This window comes from Algoriphagus sp. A40 (assembly GCF_002002735.1).
GTDB lineage: Bacteria > Bacteroidota > Bacteroidia > Cytophagales > Cyclobacteriaceae > Algoriphagus.
Map to the genome: position 1 here is coordinate 77,408 of NZ_MUNY01000049.1, position 18,497 is coordinate 95,904.

The 18,497-nt window shown below is 43.1% G+C and carries 19 protein-coding genes; 4 read left to right on the forward strand and 15 right to left on the reverse strand.

Annotated elements, in window-relative coordinates; translation table 11 throughout:
* Nucleotides 1-25: 25 nt before the first annotated feature.
* A complete protein-coding gene (gene gap / locus B0E43_RS10755) occupies nt 26-1,039 on the forward strand; it encodes a type I glyceraldehyde-3-phosphate dehydrogenase (RefSeq protein ID WP_077349499.1) in 1,014 nt (337 codons plus the stop codon).
* Here gap and B0E43_RS10760 read toward each other — a convergent pair.
* From B0E43_RS10760 to B0E43_RS10790, 7 genes are all read right to left on the reverse strand, one after another.
* Entirely contained in the window at nt 1,036-2,106 is a 1,071-nt protein-coding gene (locus B0E43_RS10760; RefSeq protein WP_077349501.1) for a VOC family protein, read from the reverse strand. The two genes, gap and B0E43_RS10760, sit on opposite strands and share 4 nt — an antisense overlap.
* Complete coding sequence (locus B0E43_RS10765) at nt 2,090-2,803, reverse strand: TIGR04283 family arsenosugar biosynthesis glycosyltransferase (protein WP_077349503.1); 714 nt, start codon at nt 2,801-2,803, stop codon at nt 2,090-2,092. The genes B0E43_RS10760 and B0E43_RS10765 overlap by 17 nt, the downstream gene beginning before the upstream one ends.
* Nucleotides 2,800-3,426, reverse strand: coding sequence for a DUF6134 family protein (locus B0E43_RS10770; protein ID WP_077349505.1), 627 nt, complete (start codon nt 3,424-3,426; stop codon nt 2,800-2,802). The genes B0E43_RS10765 and B0E43_RS10770 overlap by 4 nt, the downstream gene beginning before the upstream one ends.
* Nucleotides 3,404-4,375 carry an arsenosugar biosynthesis arsenite methyltransferase ArsM gene (gene arsM / locus B0E43_RS10775; protein ID WP_077349507.1) on the reverse strand — a complete coding sequence of 324 codons (972 nt, stop codon included), beginning with the start codon at nt 4,373-4,375 and terminating at the stop codon, nt 3,404-3,406. The genes B0E43_RS10770 and arsM overlap by 23 nt, the downstream gene beginning before the upstream one ends.
* A complete protein-coding gene (locus tag B0E43_RS10780; RefSeq protein WP_077349509.1) occupies nt 4,368-4,979 on the reverse strand; it encodes a TIGR04282 family arsenosugar biosynthesis glycosyltransferase in 612 nt (203 codons plus the stop codon). Before B0E43_RS10780 ends, arsM begins: the two co-directional genes overlap by 8 nt.
* Entirely contained in the window at nt 4,976-6,031 is a 1,056-nt protein-coding gene (arsS, locus tag B0E43_RS10785) for an arsenosugar biosynthesis radical SAM (seleno)protein ArsS (RefSeq protein WP_077349511.1), read from the reverse strand. Before arsS ends, B0E43_RS10780 begins: the two co-directional genes overlap by 4 nt.
* A 112-nt stretch (nt 6,032-6,143) precedes the next feature.
* Nucleotides 6,144-6,476 carry an arsenosugar biosynthesis-associated peroxidase-like protein gene (locus B0E43_RS10790; RefSeq protein ID WP_077349513.1) on the reverse strand — a complete coding sequence of 111 codons (333 nt, stop codon included), beginning with the start codon at nt 6,474-6,476 and terminating at the stop codon, nt 6,144-6,146.
* Nucleotides 6,477-6,670: 194 nt separating this feature from the next.
* Here B0E43_RS10790 and B0E43_RS10795 point away from each other — a divergent pair, with 194 nt between their 5' ends.
* Nucleotides 6,671-7,306: a peroxiredoxin gene (locus B0E43_RS10795; RefSeq protein WP_077349515.1), complete on the forward strand. Its 636-nt coding sequence runs from the start codon at nt 6,671-6,673 to the stop codon at nt 7,304-7,306.
* A 178-nt stretch (nt 7,307-7,484) separates the two neighbouring features.
* On the opposite strand, the gene B0E43_RS10800 is transcribed toward B0E43_RS10795, so the two are convergent.
* A complete protein-coding gene (locus tag B0E43_RS10800) occupies nt 7,485-8,156 on the reverse strand; it encodes a hypothetical protein (protein WP_077349517.1) in 672 nt (223 codons plus the stop codon).
* Entirely contained in the window at nt 8,153-9,145 is a 993-nt protein-coding gene (locus tag B0E43_RS10805; protein WP_077349519.1) for a sugar kinase, read from the reverse strand. Before B0E43_RS10805 ends, B0E43_RS10800 begins: the two co-directional genes overlap by 4 nt.
* A gap of 49 nt (nt 9,146-9,194) precedes the next feature.
* On the opposite strand from B0E43_RS10805, the gene B0E43_RS10810 reads away from it, so the two are divergent.
* Nucleotides 9,195-10,829 carry a UxaA family hydrolase gene (locus tag B0E43_RS10810; RefSeq protein WP_077349521.1) on the forward strand — a complete coding sequence of 545 codons (1,635 nt, stop codon included), beginning with the start codon at nt 9,195-9,197 and terminating at the stop codon, nt 10,827-10,829.
* Between the two features lie 60 nt (nt 10,830-10,889).
* Here B0E43_RS10810 and B0E43_RS10815 read toward each other — a convergent pair whose 3' ends face one another.
* Together B0E43_RS10815 and B0E43_RS10820 are read right to left on the reverse strand one after the other, a co-directional pair.
* Nucleotides 10,890-11,543, reverse strand: coding sequence for a hypothetical protein (locus B0E43_RS10815; RefSeq protein WP_077349523.1), 654 nt, complete (start codon nt 11,541-11,543; stop codon nt 10,890-10,892).
* Between the two features lie 140 nt (nt 11,544-11,683).
* On the reverse strand, nt 11,684-11,965 hold the full coding sequence (locus B0E43_RS10820; RefSeq protein WP_077349525.1) for a DUF1330 domain-containing protein: 282 nt from the start codon (nt 11,963-11,965) through the stop codon (nt 11,684-11,686).
* A 44-nt stretch (nt 11,966-12,009) separates the two neighbouring features.
* On the opposite strand from B0E43_RS10820, the gene B0E43_RS10825 reads away from it, so the two are divergent.
* Complete coding sequence (locus B0E43_RS10825) at nt 12,010-13,317, forward strand: tagaturonate reductase (protein ID WP_077349527.1); 1,308 nt, start codon at nt 12,010-12,012, stop codon at nt 13,315-13,317.
* A gap of 16 nt (nt 13,318-13,333) precedes the next feature.
* Here the strand turns inward: B0E43_RS10825 and B0E43_RS10830 are convergent, their stop codons facing one another.
* From B0E43_RS10830 to B0E43_RS10845, 4 genes are read right to left on the reverse strand one after another with little or no spacing between them, the layout of a single operon-like run.
* Nucleotides 13,334-14,722, reverse strand: a complete 1,389-nt coding sequence (locus tag B0E43_RS10830; RefSeq protein ID WP_077349529.1) for a TolC family protein — start codon at nt 14,720-14,722, stop codon at nt 13,334-13,336.
* The gene (locus B0E43_RS10835; RefSeq protein ID WP_077349531.1) at nt 14,719-16,074 is read right to left on the reverse strand and encodes an HlyD family secretion protein; all 1,356 of its coding nucleotides are present in this window, start codon (nt 16,072-16,074) and stop codon (nt 14,719-14,721) included. Before B0E43_RS10835 ends, B0E43_RS10830 begins: the two co-directional genes overlap by 4 nt.
* A 4-nt stretch (nt 16,075-16,078) precedes the next feature.
* Complete coding sequence (locus B0E43_RS10840; protein ID WP_077349533.1) at nt 16,079-17,776, reverse strand: peptidase domain-containing ABC transporter; 1,698 nt, start codon at nt 17,774-17,776, stop codon at nt 16,079-16,081.
* Nucleotides 17,769-18,446 (reverse strand): TetR/AcrR family transcriptional regulator, encoded by a 678-nt coding sequence (locus B0E43_RS10845; RefSeq protein ID WP_077349535.1) that lies wholly within the window; start codon nt 18,444-18,446, stop codon nt 17,769-17,771. Before B0E43_RS10845 ends, B0E43_RS10840 begins: the two co-directional genes overlap by 8 nt.
* Nucleotides 18,447-18,497: the final 51 nt, after the last annotated feature.

Consider the following 18,497-nt stretch of genomic DNA (forward strand, 5'->3'; position numbering starts at 1 on the left):
ATTTCGCCCCGAGAAATAAACCAACATGAGTCCACAAGCTCCAATCACCAAAATTGCAATCAATGGATTCGGTCGAATTGGCCGATATACTGCCAAGCTTCTCCTTCGTCATCCTAGCCTACAATTGGTTGCCATCAACGACTTGGCAGATCCAGCAGCAATTGCGCATTTATTAAAGTACGATTCCATTCATGGAAAATTTGATGGTGAAATTTCCCTTCAGGAGGAACTCTTGGAAGTAAATGGAAATCAGGTTCGACTTTTTTCCAAAGCAAATCCTGAAGAATTGCCCTGGAAACAATTGGGAGTAGACGTGGTGATCGAATGCACCGGAAGATTCACTCACCGAATTGGTGCAGAAAAGCACCTAAAAGCTGGCGGTAAAAAAGTAATTATCTCCGCCCCTGTTGAGGACGGAAGCATTCCAATGGTCGTTTTGGGAGTAAATGACTCAATTTTAGACGGCTCGGAAACTATTATTTCCAATGCTTCCTGCACCACCAATTGCCTGGCACCTATGATCCAAGTCTTGGAGGAGAATTTTGGAGTGGTCAAAGGCTTTGCTTCGACGGTCCACTCCTATACCAACGATCAAAACCTCCATGATGCGCCGCACCGGGATTTGCGCAGAGCACGAGCAGCAGCCTATTCTATAATTCCCACCACCACCAACGCCGGGAAAGCGCTGGACCGAATCTTACCCGAATTGGAGGGGAAAATTGAAGCCTCTGCCATGCGGGTTCCTGTCCCGGATGGCTCACTGACTGATTTGATCGTAGAATTGAAGCAGGAAGTCACAGCTGACCAAATCAATCAAGCTTACAAAAATGCCGAATCCGGAAAATTGAAAGGCTTTTTGCAAGTAGAATCCGATCCGATCGTTTCGATGGATATCCTCGGAAATCCAAATTCCTGCATCATCGACGAGGCCTTGACTTCCGCAAAAGGAAATCTTGTGAAAGTGGTCGGATGGTACGACAATGAATCCGGCTATGCCAATCGTTTGGTCAATTTGGTCGAGAAAATAACCGGGAATTAAGCTTTCACGCGGTTGAGAGCCAATAGTTTTACCAGGAATTTTGGCAAATTCTTTTTCGGGTTCCGGTTTTTCAGGTTCAGGTAAAGGTTCCATTTCTGAAGAATGGGAACCCGGTGGGTTTCCACAAACTCGATCAGGGTTTGATCTATGTCTTCAAGGTAACCAAAATGACCAGAGGCACTTCCCATATCAAAACTGTCTTCGCTGTCCACAGTAAAAGGGTAACCGGCCTCGCCTGCTTTTTTCTTAAGGTTCCGCATTCCGTTTACATCCAGACAGCAATGGATAAATCCTAAATCTCCCCAAAGTCGGTCCTTGAAAATATGTTTGGCTTCCCGCCCCTGCACTTCGATCAATTCGATCTGTGCAGGACAAAGCAGAGCTCCAAAAGCTCCTGGATTACAATCGCCTGGCATTGAAAGTAAAGTCCTATTGTAGGTAAGTTTTTCTCCTGGAATATCGCCGAAGACCGACTTCTCTTTGTAGTTGAGAACTGAGAAACCCAAAATATCCCGGTAAAGCGGAATGGATTTTTCCAGATCTGAGACACCGATCACCACACCCAATACGCCTCCGGTCGGGGAATCATTCTCAGAAAACCAATTCGAGTCTTCCACAATCTGAAAGACATTGTCGAAAGGGTCTTTGAGAAAAAAAGTACCCATTCCATTGGGTGTTTTGGATGGAGTGGTCAGAATTTTTGCTCCGGACTTTTTCAAATGATCAAAAGCCTTTTCGAGGTTTCTCACCCTGATTTTCACAGCATAAATCCCCAAATCTCCCGGCAAAATTTCGAAATCCGTGGAATTTGGTGTCCTGCTGGTAAACTGCCAGATTTCAAATCCACCGCCCCCTTGCATATTCAATGCAAGCACCGCATGTCTGGATTCTGCTTTTCCATCGGTATACCGCGTCATGAGATTGGCAGTAGCCTGATCCTCAAAAACCGGAACATCCATTGAAAAAGCTTTCCTGTACCAAGTCCAGGCTTTGTGAACATTTTTGACTCCAATTCCGATTTGTTGAATTCCGTTGATTTGGTAAGCCTTTTCAGGAGTTTGCCCCATGGTAAAGTAATGTTGAGTACGATTTTTTTAGCTTTTCCGGAGCCACGCCCAGTTGAAATAAAGTGAATACCAATAGATTAGCTAATTGTACTCTAAGCCAGGAATTTTCCCGGTACTTTCTCGCAGACACAGTAATGAACTTCGGAATGATAAAAAATTTTGCCTTCTTTTTGATTCTTTTGACCAACTCAAAATCCTCCATCAAACAAAATTGGGTATCATATCCTCCCAATGTATTGAAAAAATCACGGGAAATAAACAAGGTCTGATCTCCACCTCCTGAAAAAGGTCCATTGAACTGTGTAAACCAAGAATTTAGCTTTAATAAAAATCCCTTTGAATCAAATTGATATCGAAAGCATCCTGCCTTGTATCCTCTGAGCCTGGCTTTTTGAATATCCTCTGCAAAAGTTCTCAAGGGACGGGTGTCCGCATGGACAAAATATAGCGTGTTCCCCTTTGCATGGTTAGCTCCCAAATTCATCTGGATTGCTCTGGAGGCAATTTCCGTCCTAAAAACCCTCGCTCCCAAAGACTCGGCAACCAAACAGGAATCGTCCCTGCTTCCTCCGTCCACAACGATCAGATCAACGATGAAATGACCTCCATTTTCCCTCAATAAAGGAATCAATTCCCGGAGATTTTGAGCTTCATTCAAAACAGGAATGATTACCGATATCTCAAACTTTTCTATCATTTGACCCGCTTGTATTGGAAATTCTTAATGGAATTTTCCAAAACTGCTTTTTGCAGCTTTCCAAATTGATAATAATACTGGTTTTGATTGCCGGGAATGTTGGTCTCATACACATTCGGTTCGAGCTTTTTGATCGTAGTAGTGAGCCCGTACACTTCAGAAATGAATTTTTTGCCTTCTTGCAGTTCCTCGAAAAACAACCTGGATGGACTCCACTCCACCTTACCAATAATGGGTTCCTGATTTTCAAATTTGTAATTCTTCGCGTCTACCACATACTTTTTGCCATCCCAATAAATTGTAGTCAAAAAATTACCTCGGTTCGTATTTGACCTGGAAAGACTTTTTACAAAATACCCATCCACATATTTGGCGTGGGTGAACATTTCCACGTCCACTTTTCCAAAAAACCAAATCTGTACTTTGCTCTCAGCAATGTAATGGAGGGTATCTCCCACCTGGTATCTGGTGACATCCAGGTCACCGATTTTCATACCCAGCACAGTTATTTCAAACTTGATTTCCTCCTTCTTTTCCTGGGAAAAAGTAGGATTCCAGAATCCCACGGAAAGAAAAAGGACCAATGCCAAAGAGAAATTCTTAGCAGCAGCCCCCGCCGTCATAGAAATAGGTAGATTCCGAAACATAAATATCCTTTCTGCCCAATATATGAAAAGCATTGGCAGTTTTATCACAAACAGCCAATGGTTGATTGTTCATCAGGACATGGCCTTTCTGATCGTCAAAATATTCTTCTTCACCGAAATAGATGGCAGTTTTTCCTGTAAAAATACAAGGACCATCAGCTGGCATGGGATCTTTGATCGCGCAGACTTCGATAGAATCCAAAAGGATCATTTCCTCTGTATCAAATTGACTTGGAGCCAAAATCCGATATGGACGTTTTGCTCTGACTTCCACTGTACCAAATCCGGCATCGGTGATCATTTGAAGGTATTCTTTCATGGAAAGGGATCCACTCAGACAAAGTGCACGTAGCCGACTATCATTTCGGAGGGAATCAGGCATACGATTTTCAGTGATCGGATCACTCAAAACCAACCGTCCAAATGGCTTAAGAACCCTATACATTTCGGCCAAAGCCAGCTTCAAGTCTTCTTTTGTGAAAATATTGAAAAGACAGTTTTGAGCTGCTACATCAATACTACTTTCCTCAACAGGAAGATCTAGGGCTGTTCCTCTTCTCAATTCCACAAATTCTTTTTGGAACCAGGCATTTTCTTTTTCCGCCTGAAGGAGGTTTTTATCACAAGCCGTCAACATCTCCTCGACCAAATCGACACCTATCACTCCGCCTTTTTGTCTGGAGAAATAAGCGAATTGAAGCACTTCCATCCCTCCTCCGACTCCTACATATAGAACCTTTGGGCTATTGACCAAATCGCGGGGATGAACCGTGCTTCCACAACCATAATTCATCTCTTGCATGATCTTGGGGATTTGGAGTTCGGGCAATTGCCAAATCGGAGTGGTGGTACAGCAAAGTCCAACATCGGGCTTTAAAGCCGCTTGCTTATACACGTCTACAGTGGTATCTAGGTAATTATTCATGGGTGATATTATTTTTGGAAGAAAATACTTTCCAATCCTCGAAGGTGTCGACATCTGAAAGAATTTTCAGGAATTCATAATTCAAATTGGCATTATCTGCCCTATCCAAAGTCAATTCCAGAACCCGGGATGTACTCCAGGGAATATCTTTGAAAATCTCAGGACAAAAGCAACTTTTCCCCAAAAGGTAATAACCTCCATCTTTTGCGGGCCCAATGACGAGATCATTTTGACTCAAAGCCAAAAATGCCTTGTTTAAGTCTGAAACCTGCAAATCAGGACAATCAGTGCCTATAATTACCACATTGGAATAGCCTTTTGCAAACAGAAATTCGAAGGCATTGCACATTCGCTGTCCAAGATTTGATCCACATTGAACCTCAAATTGGTATCCCGGGAATAACTCGTTTGAGTCCTCAGGGATAAAATCAGAGTAAAAAAGAAATTTATCCAACTTGATTTCTCTGGCAACCTGATGGGTATAAGCAACCAGCCAATGGTAAATTTCAAGAGCCAAATCATCCCCAACTGTAGCAGCAAGCCGGGTTTTGACTTTTCCGGGAATTGCATTTTTCTGAAAAATCATCAGAGCGGCCTTACTCATGCAGTGGCCCCCCCACAGCTTGAACCCGCGCCGGCTGTGCAGCCAAAGCAATGATTGTTGATTACTATGGATCTGGTGGAAAGTGCTGCCGAATCCCAATCTGAAATGTGGACGGAATTGAGCGTATTCACTTTCAGGTCCAACATCTGATTGAAATCGCAGTCATATAAAAATCCATCCCATCCTATAGAAATGGTATTTCTGCACATCACACCGGCGGCAGCCACAGGATTGAAAGCCGAAAGGAGCTTTTCCATGTAGTTTTCATAATTGTCCGTTCGGAGCAAATATTCCAAAAACCTGGAAATCGGAATATTGGTAATAGTGAAAAGCGAATTGAATTCAACTCCGAACCTATCCCAAAGTTTCTTTTTAAACTCATCTTCCAACTCGGATTGTGATCCGGGTAAGAAAGCACCGGAAGGATTGTAGACCAGATTCAAAATCAGGTCTGAATTCTTTTGCCCATAACCGGCTAGATTCAAAAGCTTCAATGCCTCAATGGATTTTTCAAAAACCCCTTCCCCTCTTTGCGAGTCTGTTTTCAAAGCAGTGAAATAGGGCAAAGAAGAAACGACTTCAACCTTATTCTTTTTGAAAAACTCCGGAAGGTCATTGAACCTCGGGTTTGCCAAAATAATGGTCAGATTGCATCGGACGATGATCTTGACCTCCGGTCGAATTTCTCTGATAGCTTCCACAAACCATCTGAAATCCGGATTCATCTCAGGCGCGCCACCTGTGAGATCGACACAAGTAATAGATTCTTCTCTTTGAATTACTTCAAGGCACAACTCCATGGTTTCCCGGGTCATGATTTCTTTCCGGTCCGGTCCTGCATCCACATGGCAATGCTTACATACCTGATTGCACATTTTACCCAGATTGATCTGGAAAATATCCAAGGTTGTAGGTTGAAGAGGATAGAGACCGATTTTTTCGAGATGGGCTCGAAAACTGCTTCCAGCGCCACCGGGATGCCTTTCTTCTAAAATTACCAACTCTTCTTCCGGATCTGCCAAGCTATGAAGCTGCGCTTTGAGTGATTTCATCTGGATATAATTGATTTTTTATGGTCAGATAGCCTGTCCCGAACTTGATTTGGGAGAATCTCGCATGGTCTATTATACCTCTGAAAGAAAACCCAATTTCTGCTCGATTTCATCACATCGAAATTTCTTTGATTTTGTTGATCATTTGTGTGCTGTGAACCAGGGATGCACCACCACGAATGGCGGCAGCCACATGGACAGCTTCCATCATCTGTTCTTCATCACAACCTTTTTCAAGGGTATCTGTTGTATACGCATCGATGCAATAGGGACATTGCAAGGCATGCGCGACCCCCAGTGCAATCAGGGACTTTTCTCTTGCCGTCAATGCGCCTTCTTTGAAAACCTCGGCATAATAGGCAAAAAACTTATCAGCCATGGATTTTTGCAGGTCCCCTATTGTTCCAAACTTTTTAAGGTCGTCAGGATTGTAGTAAGTTTTCATTATTGGAATTTGTTAGATATACGAATTGCAGGTAAAGTACGGATTGACTTCTCTCAAAAATATCAGATAGCTGACTTTGTTTGAAAAATTTGGCTTAATCGGGATAAAATAAACATTAACAGAGAGTTCTTTTTTATAAGGTCTTTTGCCTTTAATTTAGTCTATCAAATCAATAGACTTTAAATACTAAAAACATGGCTTTACGACTTGGGGACATCGCTCCCGATTTTTCAGCGGAAACCTCCGAAGGAAAAATCAACTTTCATGAATACCTGGGAAATGGATGGGGAGTTTTATTCTCACACCCAGCAGATTTCACGCCTGTTTGTACCACCGAGCTTGGTGCGGTTGCGAAACTTCGGGATGAATTTTCCAAAAGAAATACGAAAGTAATTGCACTGAGTGTGGACGGATTGGAAAATCACAAATCTTGGATAGGGGACATCAATGAAACCCAGAACACCATTGTCAACTTCCCGATAATTGCCGATAAGGACCGCAAGGTATCCGAACTGTATGACATGATTCACCCTAATGCAAGTGAAAATTTTACTGTTCGATCTGTTTTCATTGTTGGTCCCGACAAAAAAGTCAAATTGATGATCACCTATCCTGCAAGCACAGGTAGGAATTTTGATGAACTGCTGCGAGTGATTGATTCACTTCAACTGACTGCGAATTACTCTGTTGCAACTCCTGCAAACTGGAACCATGGAGAGGATGTCATTGTCGTTCCGGCGATCAAAACGGAAGACATACCAGCAAAATTTCCGAAAGGCCACAAAGTCATCAAGCCTTATTTGAGAACTACTCCCCAGCCGGATTTATAATATAAGACGGGAGACCGAAGACTGGAGACTGAAGATTGCAAAACTTTAAAGTTTCTAGCGATAACAATTTTCGAAATTGGTTAACGTAACGATTACGATTCAAAAATTTATTCACTAAAAAATACCCCCATAAAACTCAGTATTTATGGGGGTATTTTTTGAACAACTCATAAGAAGTTTAGGATTTACTTGCGTGGATCGTCTCGATAATATCCATGGCATGTCGGACCGATTCCCGAATTTCCGTGAATGCTCTTTTCGCTATCAAATCCTTTCTGAAAAGTTGAGAACCCATACCTACACAAAGAACTCCGGCATCAAACCATTTTTTCAGGCTTTCCGCATTCGGTTCTACTCCCCCAGTTGGGATGATTTCGATTTTGGGCAAAACCGCATGAACTGCCGGCACAAAATCTGGAGTCAGGACATTTGCAGGATAGATTTTTACCAATTCTGATCCCAGTTCCTGTGCGAAAAAAACCTCGGTAACCGTCCCGCAACCAGGAATCCAGGGGACTTCTACTTTTGCACAATATTCTCCGAGTTTGGGATTCATCACAGGAGCGACAATAAATTCAGCCCCCATATCGATAAATTCTTCTGCTTCATAAGAATGGTAAATAGTCCCTGCACCGAGATAAATTCCAGGCATTTTGTCGGCAGCAGCTCGGATTTTAGGAAAAATGGATTTGGCCTCTTTTCCACGGTTGACCATTTCTATAACCCTTACCCCACCTTCATAGGCGGCATGGAGTAGGTCAAGACAAACTTGCTCGTCAGGGTGAAAAAATATAGGCATCATGCCACCGGCATGCATTTTCTGGATAAATGGAGTTGGGTTTCTCATCATCTTTTGATTTTTCCGACAGCTTCACCGCTTGCCAGATCATTTATTTCTTGAAGTGAACAAAGTAATACATCACCGGGAACACTGTGCTTAATAGCACCTGCGGCCATGGCAAATTCGATGGCTTCTTTGGGTTTCAAATGGAGAAGTCCGTAAATCAATCCTCCTGCAAAAGCATCACCAGTTCCCACCCGATCTACGATATGAGTTAATTCATAGGATTTGGAGGAGTAGGTTTTCTTTTCTCCATATAGAATTGCAGAAATGGTGTTATTGGAGGAACTATGCGAAATCCGGTCGGTCTTAACAATGTACTGTAAGTCCTTGAACCGTTCGAAAGCCATATTTTTGACTTCAGTGAAATTTTTGAAATCTTCATTCAGACACTGCTTAAAATCCCGGGTACCTGCGATGATCACATTGGTCAGCTCCATCAATTTGGGCATTACTTCATGTGGTTCCTTTCCGAATTTCCAGAGATTGCTTCTGTAATTCAAATCACCGCTGACTGTGATCCCTCTTTTTCTTGCCTCCTTCAGCGAAGTGAGCGTAAGTTCTGCACATGCTTTAGACAATGCGGGAGTAATACCAGACCAATGAAACCAACTTGCACCTTCAAATACTTCGTCCCAATTGAGGTCTTTGCCGTCAAAATTGGAAAAGGAAGAATCATATCTGTCATAGATAACCTGCGAACTGCGTTGCATGGCACCTTGCTCGAGGTAGTAAACGCCCATTCGGCCTGGCAAAAGCTTTACAAACCGGGTATCGATACCGTTTCTACGAAGTTGGCCCGAAGCAGCCCATCCTATTTCATTATCCGGAAAAGCTGTCAAATGTGCAACGTGCATACCCCAATAAGCCATTGAAGCACCCACGTTGGCTTCTGAACCGCCAAATTCAACATCAAAGGAATGAGTCTGGAAAAAACGCTGGTTTCCAGGAGGTGAAAGCCTGAGCATAACTTCACCCAGTGTGATTATTTTCTTCATCGAAGAATAATTTTTTCTCTAGTTTTGACCAAGTTAAGGAATAAAAATCATGAACAATACTTCCCTCCTTCTCGACCCATCAGACAATGTGGGAGTCGCGCTATCGGATCTGGAACCCGGCCAAAAAGTTGCTCTAAATGGCGTAGAGCTTGAAATTCAGGAATTTGTGGCAGCAAAACACAAGTTTGCGATCAGGGATTTTCAGCCCGGTGAAGACATCCTGATGTATGGAACAATCGTCGGAGAAGCAACTCAAGCCATCCCGCTCGGCCATGCCATCACCCTCCAAAATATTCACCACAAAACAAGGCAATACAGTACAAATCCTGGAAAATTTACCTGGACCGCACCGGATGTTTCGAAGTGGAAAAACAGAACCTTCGAAGGCTACTTAAGATCTGACAATCAGGTAGGTACTGCCAATTATTGGCTGGTGCTTCCTATGGTATTTTGTGAAAACACCAATATCCTTTTGCTCAAAGAAGCCTTTGAAAATGCACTTGGATTCTCCACTCCCAATCCCTACGAAGTCCAGATCAAAAACCTGATCTCAGGCGTCCAGGGCAAAAAAATTACGGAAACGGTTGCGGAAAATACAGCTCCGATAGAAAGCCGGATTTTCGAAAATCTGGATGGTATCCGTTTTCTGACTCATGACTTGGGTTGCGGAGGTACAAGACACGATTCTGAGACACTTTGTGCTCTTCTCGCCGGTTACATCAACCATCCCAATGTAGCAGGAGCAACTGTCCTGAGTTTGGGCTGCCAAAACGCACAATCCAGCATCCTGTTGGAAAAGCTCGCCCTTATTCAAAAAGGTCAACCAAAACAAGTGATTGTCTGCGACCAGCAGCAGGAAGGCACCACCGAGCAATTGATCCAAAAGGCAATCCGTGAAACTTTCAATGGGCTGGTGGAAGCCAACAAAGCCAAAAGGCAGCCTTTCCCACTCAGCAAATTGGTCGTCGGTCTGGAATGCGGCGGTTCAGATGGATTTTCTGGAATTTCTGCAAATCCAACCTTGGGACGTGTTTCAGATTTGGTTGTGGCCTTGGGCGGCTCAGCGATTCTTTCCGAGTTTCCTGAACTTTGCGGAGCAGAGCAAAACCTGATCAATCGCTGCAAAACCCAGGATTTGGCGGATAAATTTGTCCACCTGATGGAAAGTTACAATGACGCAGCCAAGCGAGTGGGAAGCGGATTTGACATGAATCCAAGCCCTGGAAACATCAAAGACGGTCTCCTTACAGATGCTATCAAATCTTGCGGTGCTGCCAAGAAAGGTGGAACTGCTCCGATTTCAGATATTTTGGATTACCCGGAATACCTCAAAAACACAGGATTAAACCTGCTTTGCACCCCCGGAAATGATGTGGAAAGTACTACCGGATTGGCTGGAAGTGGTGCTAATGTGATTTTGTTTACAACAGGACTCGGTACACCTACCGGCAACCCAATTTGTCCTGTAATCAAGGTATCCACGAATAACAAAATGACCAACCGGATGCCGGATATCATTGATTTTAATGCAGGGACGGTAATTTCAGGTGAAGACAACTTGGAAACCTGCGGTGACAAACTTTTGGATTTGGTAATCCAGGTTGCCAGTGGCGAAGTCATCACCAAAGCAGAGAAAAACAAAAATTACGATTTTATCCCCTGGAAACGGGGAGTTTCACTTTAATCAAAAAGAGCGGCCCTTATACCAAGGCCGCTCTTTTTGTTTTGCTTCAATTATTTTCAATCAATAAATGATGTTGGCACTCAGCAGGGTATTTCCCTTGCCATCGGCAGCTTTCACATTTCCGATTACGCGCCCACTTCCTGTAGCACCTTTGAATTTGCCGGTTCCTCCAACGATTTCTACCTCGGCTAAAAAAGTGATGTTTCCGTATTTGTCAAATTTTGCATTGTTGGAGACATTGTGAAACCAGATAGAATTGCCTTTTCCGTCGGTAGTGATGGTACTGACAGTTTTATAATTAGAATCCAATTCTTCCGCTGAAATTCCAAGCGCTTCAATTTGCACTTGAAAAAACTCGGTGACAGGTGCTGCTACTGTGGAGACTTCACCTTTTTCATTAGGTGCACCTACAGCATATTGGTTAAAAAAGGAATAGGATTTCCCCATAAAGAGCGCATTGCCTGTTCCAAAACCCGGAAATGCATAAGGCTTTGTCGGGTCTTGAATACTTTGATTGGAGAATTTTTCCATATAAGGAAGGCTTTTGGGACCCTTTCTCAGGTTCTCTCCTCCTTCGGGAAGAACTTCAGTAGACTCTCCGATCGCCTTGGAGGAAACAGGGGCCAAGGGTTGATCTACATCCGACATACAAGAGGACATCAGAATCAATCCGACCAGGCTCAAGCCTGACCATTTCAGGTAATTACTTTTCATTGAATTATTGGGTTAGGGTGATTGAATAATATTAATAAATCTTGCACTAAATAAACTAATAAAAGATTGGGTGAATGTAGTTCATTTTTCAACAAACAGAATGTTATTTGCATTTCACACCAATAAAAATGCCAAAAATATTATCCTACGATAAAAAAGTTTGCAGATGATGCTTTTTCTCTAATTTTCCTAGCTATTTGATACTCTTCTGAATTGTACCATTCCAAGGCTATTTCTTTGTTAGGAAATTCCAATAGAACCAAGCGGTCATAATTCCAAACCCCTTCCATAACCTGAACAGGATTTCCCCGAATCACAAACTTTCCGCCATAGGCCTCAACGCTGGCAGGAGTCAATTTTTTGTATTCTTCGTATAATGAGGCATCTTGAATAGTTACTTCTACTAAAACAAAAGCGGACATAGGGTTAATTTTTAGATTGACCCAAGTTGTTCAAAACTTCTAATATGGCAAATAGCAATATCCAAATACTTCAATTCGGTACTGGAAACTTCCTCAGGGCTTTTTTGGGATCCATGGTTCAAGACTTAAATGAACTTGGCAAACCATTGAATATCTGCATTATACAATCAACCTCAGGTAACACGATTGATAAACTGGCAGCCCAAAATTTTCAATATCATTTATTGGAAGCAGGATTCAAGAACGGACAAAAAGTCGAATCCATCAGAGAAATTACCTGTGTAAAGGACGGCTTGAAACTCCCTGATGAGGTCGAAAAGTTCTTCCAGTTCAGCAGCTCAACAAGTGTAAAATGGATCGTTTCCAATGTCACAGAGGCTGGAATGATCTGGAAAAATGAAGGCCCAATCGAAAAATTTGCGGAATCCTTTCCGGGACGTCTGACCCAATGGCTTTACAAAAGATTCCAGATTATCCCTCAGTCCGAGACCGTAATATTGCCCTGTGAGCTTCTCCCAAACAACGGAGATCTTTTGAAAAATTTTGTTCTTGATCATGCCAAATCCTGGAACCTCTCCAAAGATTTTATTTCCTGGATAAATGAAAAAGTTATTTTCTTTAATTCACTGGTAGACAGAATTGTACCTGGATTTCCTTCACATCTTGATTTAAAGTTAAAAGACACAGATCCATTTCTCGTTCAAGCAGAACCTTATGCACTTTGGGCGATTCAAGGGTCTGGGCCAGCAAAGACTAAACTTCCATTTCTGGGAAGCAAATCGGAGGTGATCTTGGCAGAAGACATCGCAGGATATTCCCTGAGGAAAGTCCGGATTCTCAATGCCTCCCACACAGCCATGACAGGACACGGTCTCCTGAATGGAATAGAAACGGTAGGTGAATGGATTGGAGATTCCAAAAGAGAACAATTCCTCCTATCCATGATTTCAGAGGAAATCATTCCGACGATGGAATTGGATCAGATAGCCTTGGTGAAATACTCCGAAGAAGTGTTGGACAGGTTTAGAAACCCATTTGTATCCCACAAACTGAGCGATATTTCACTCAACAGCATCGCCAAACTAAAAAGCCGTCTCCTCCCAATCCTAGCTGATTATCATTCGAAAAATGGACATTTCCCAGCTAAATTGAGTTCTTGTATGATTTCCATGATTTTATTTTACCTCAGAAATCCGGAGAAAATCAGGGACGGGCAGGAAATTAAATCCTGGTTTGAAGCCGATTCAAAAAATGAGACTGAACTCGAAAATCTCAAACTTGCCTTATATCAATGGCTTCAATTGGATTGGAATCCAGACTTCGATTCAGCTTATAGTAAATTGACTCAATAAGATAACAATCAAGAAGTTATTCAAATCCCATTCCAGCAGCATACCTTGTCTTTGCATAGGAAATTCTGAGTTTTGAGGCTAGCTCGTTGAGCGTCAGCCGAGAATCAAAAACCGAAACCTCCCGTGCATTGACAAGGAAAAGGCTTGATTCTCCGATTTCAAATCTGCGCATCTCTCCTGTCAAAAGTGCCTGCAGGCTTTTGACATTTTCTGTGAAAGTGAGCAGTTGTTGATTTACAATTGTCCAATTGTTCAATTCAGATTCGAGTTTGGTCCGTAGCTGGAGCTCTTTCAGATCTCGGGAGTTCTGCTTGAAATCCATTTTGGCTTTAGCTAATCCAACAGCTCCTCTGGACTTTCTCCACAAGAGTGGTGTGTAGACCGACAAGCCCCATTTGTAATTGTTTTCATAAAACTGAGACCCCTCAAATTGGGAAAAGGACTCCGCTAAAAAATTGTACTTAAGCTTAACTGTCGGAATAATTTGCTGCCCTTTCAGCCTTCTTTCCACATCCAAGCTTGCCAATTCGTAATCGGTCAACAGCAATTCCGGATGATTGGCAATTGCCATTCGCAATTCGTCAAAATCAGGATTTAAAGCAAATTCATCAAACAACCCCTCCGGCACGATCTCATTTTCAAGGAGCATCGGCCTTCCACTTTCATCCCACAGGTAGGTGTTCAGTTCCTGGGTTGCAGCAAAGTAGGTGTTTTCGGCAGTCTGCAAGCGATACTGCCTGTTTAGCAATTGGGAAAAAGCTTCTACCGTATCAATCGCCGCAAGATCACCCTGTTCAAAGCTTATTTTGACGGAATTGAAGCGAAATCTGGCAAGCTCCACTCCTTCTTTCAGCACATTGAGATTCTCGTATGCCAAAGCCCAGCGCCAATACATATCTGTTGCGCCAAGATTCAACTCATTCAGGAGTTTGGTCCGCTCCACTTCGCTTGCCTGCTTGTAGATTTGTGCTTTTCGCAAAGCAGCCCTTCTTTCATCCAAGATAAGTCCCTGACCGAGATTGACCGAAGCCCCCGCAGAAAGCAGCCCACCCGAAGGAACCGTAGATTCGGGATTAAGGTATGATCCGGAATTTTGCTCAAAAGCCCCGTTAAGTTCTACTCCCATCCAGGTGGGAATACTTACGCCCGCCTCACGCTTGTCATAGTACGAGGATTCTTTGTAGTCCTTTGTATCCAGATTTCCATAGATCAAAGGATCAAAGCCACCTCTTGCCTGCCTCACTTCCATCTGTCCCATCCGCAGGTTCAGGTCTGCTTGTGCAGAAACCGGGTGATAAAGCCTCACCCACTCCATGTATTCTGCAAAATTCAGTCTGAGCGTGTCCTGAGCTTTGACAGAATAGGACAAAGAAATCACCAATAAAACCAGTGTCAGTTTTTTCATTTTTTAGAGGAAACTGCTTGATCTTTCTGTTCTCTTGTATAATAATCTGCCGGGAAGCCATTGAGTTGACGCCAGATTTCATACCAAACCGGCACATCGTTGAGAATGGCAATTCCGTCTGCTCCCGATCCCATTCGAAGCAACTCTGGCCAGGCCTCCTCCTCCGGATCCTCAATTACCAAGACTCGATACTGATTATTTGGTCCGGCAAACTGATCGATAGCCACCACGACTCCCCCAAAAGTACCATTGGATATTTGGGGCCACCCTGAGAAAACAATCGCAGGCCAACCGTCAAAAATAAACCTGACTTTATTTCCTACTTTGATCAGGGGCAAATCCACCGGCTCAACATACATTTCCACAGCCAAATCGGCATTTGCAGGCACAATATTGACGATTTCGTCCCCTTCCTTGATTGTCTCACCAATACCTACTTGGAGCGCCTTAGCTATATAACCATCCTGAGGAGCCAAAATATGTCTGTACCCGGTCCTTCGTTCATAATTCGAATATTGGTTTTCAAGTTTGGTCGTGCTCGCTTCTGCATCAAACTGTGAGGACATGGCAGTGTACATGTCCGATTCAGCTTTGGCAAGTTTGTCTTTGAAATCATTGTCAATGGCATCCAGGTCAATTCTGGCGGTAAGCAGCTCATTTTTGCTGCTCAGGTATTTATTTTCAGAGGAAATCAATTTTGCCTGAACTTCCTGGAATTTCAACTTTCGGGTTTCAAGATCTGTAAGTGACCTCAAACCTTCCTCGTATAGATTCTCCGATCGCTCCAGTTGATATTTTCCGATATCAAAATTCACCTTTGCCTGCACTAACTCAATGCTGTCCGATTGGACTTTTAGCTCAGCCATGCGCAATTTGTTTTCAGCTTGCTGCAGTCGGAGGATATTATTCTTCTGAAGTGCATCAATTTGGTCTTTTAGCGCCCCAACTTTATCTCCGTAAGACTGCGCAGATAGCGCTTTGGCATCCACTTGCATTTGGGTTCTGGGTAAAAGCAGGGAGTCAAAGTACTCATCTTTCACTTCAGAAATCCTCAAAATCGTATCCCCTTTGGACACAAAGTCACCTTCAGCTACATACCAAGCCTCAATCCTTCCTGCCAAAATGGAATGGATAGTCTGAGGTCTTTGGTCAGGCCGGAGGGCCGTAACATAACCTTTCGATCGAATATTCTGTGTCCAGGGAACGAAAAGCATGATAAAAGCGGCAATCAATATCCCTGTAAGAATCCGAACCTTTCGCTGGCTTTCCTTGAGAGGAAGCGTCATCACCAGACTTTTGGATCCACTAAAAGGAATGGAATCCGGTATCTTATTGTGTGAAATATTCAACATGGCCTCAATCTTTTAATTTTTTGAACTCAGCGTAGCTGCCTTTAAATGTGATTTTGCCTTCACTCATGACTATCACTTCATCGGCCCGACTTAAGGCTTCCTCATCGTAAGCAATCATAAGCAAGGTCCAGTTTCCTTTAAAAATGTAATCAAACACCCGTGTCCGGACTTCCGGTTCGACGAATTGGAGGACATTTTCCATAATCAATCCTTTGGGTTGATCAACAAAACCCCTTGCCAACAAAATTTTTTGTGCCAAGGATTTGGAAAGTCCTTTGCCCTCAGGCTGGAGCATCGCATCCAAACCCAATGGCAGCCGGTACAAATACTCCTTCAGCCCAACCAAATCCAGGATGTATTCCAAATGACTTTGATCAAAATCCCTCCCGACCAGGATGTTTTCCCGGATAGATCCGTGAAAAATCTCCTGCAGCTCCAAAATTTCCCCTACAATTCCACGATACTTTTCAAGATTGATGTATTCCAGGGAAAGGTCATTGACCGAAACGGTACCTTCATATTCCTCATAAAGCCCCGAAAACAGGGCCAAAAGTGAACTTTTTCCGCTTCCACTTTTACCGGTAACCACTACTTTTTTCCCAGCTTCCACAGTCAGACTGACTCCTTTCAAAACCGGTTCATTAGCATCCTGAGGTTGAAAAACCACATTTTCCATCCGGTATTTCAAGCCTTCAGGACTCGCCGTGACGATTTTTTCGGTAGGGCTGTGATGCTCAAGTTCCAGATCCATCACCTGCCCGAGTTTTTCCACCGCAACCAGGGTGTCGTAAACAGTTTCCAAGGATAGAATTAGTTTTTCGACGGAATTAATCACCAACACGATGATCACTTCCGCTGCCACAAACTGTCCGATGGAAATCTGGTCATTGATTAGCAACAAACTTCCGGCAATCAGTAAACTAGTGATAATAAAAACCTTAAATCCAATCATTACTTTGTATTGGAAAATCAACACGGAAAAGTGCTTGGACCTGAATTCAACATACTTTTGGATCAGTTTGTCCGCTCTCAAAATGGGCAAGCGGGTACTTCCGACCAACTTGAAAGAGTTTAAGGTACGCCCAACCTCCTCCAGCCAAAAGGCCGTTTGGTATTTGTAAGTGGATTCTTTCAGTGCAGTATCCATACCCCTGGGACCAGAGAAATAGAAAATCAATACCAAAATCCCGATCAGAACAATTCCAAAAATGATAAATGTCGGATGGTAGATCGACAGCAAAAGCAAACCAAAAAATACTTGGAGCAATGCCGAGGAAAACTCAATGAGAATCTTGGCAAGCCCTTTTTGCAGATTGACTGTTTCAAAAAATCGGTTTACAATCTCAGGGGCATATTGGCCATGCATGATTTCTGTCTTCACTTTGGGAAGCCGGTAAGCCAGAGAAAGTCCAGATTTGGAAAAAATCCTCTGCTGAAGCTTCTCCATGATGTGGAGCTGTGATATCTGCAAAAATCCACTGAATACCACCCCCAATCCTACTATGATGACCAAGATAATCCAGGAGGTACTGATTCTACCACCCAAGATAAAATTCAATATCGCCTGAATCCCCAAGGGTAAGGAAAGCGTGATCAAACCATTGAGAATGGCATAAAAATATATCGCATAGACTTGGTTCTTTTCCTCCTTCAGCAACCCAAAAAATCGCTTAATAGGAGTCATTTCTGGATGATTAGGCATTGGAAATCGCTTTAAATACGAGTTGGTAAAAGAATTGAAAACGCTCGCTCCCTTCATGTTTTGTCTCGGTCATCCCTGGAAGATGGACAGAATGGAAGGATTGCAGCAAACTGGACTCCATGACTGTGGAAACCAATGTCTTGGGGAATTTGTATTCCGGATTGATCTCTCGGATGATGGCAGCTAGTCTTTCTCCAAAGCGGTACACTTGGGCGAAAATTCCAGATTCGTGCTCCATGTCCACTGTTTTGGTTAGATACCCTTTAATGGACTCATTGATTACAAGCTTTCGGAGAAGTTTGGGATCCAAATATTCGTTTTCAAGGTAAACAGGTCCATCCACCATCAGACGGATCCCAATTCCGAGTCGCTCCGAAGGATCTTTGATGTTTGAAGTTGCGAATACAAGATTGTGCTCCATCCATGCCCAATACCAGGCGCATAGGTAAAGCAAAATCATGTGCTTGTTTTCAAAATACCGATAGATCGCAGCTTCTGTACTTCCGATTCGTTGGGCCAGTTTTTTAAAAGTAAACAGCTCGATCCCGATTTCCTGGATCATTTGACTGCCTTCCCTGACTATCAAAACTCCCAAATCAGAGCTGAAAGGCTCTTTGAAATAGAGATTTGGACTGACGTCTACCCGGATTTTCTTTAAAATTGCTTCCATCCTTCAAAAGAAAATTGTTCATTCCTAACGAACTGAAGTTCAAAAAGTTTG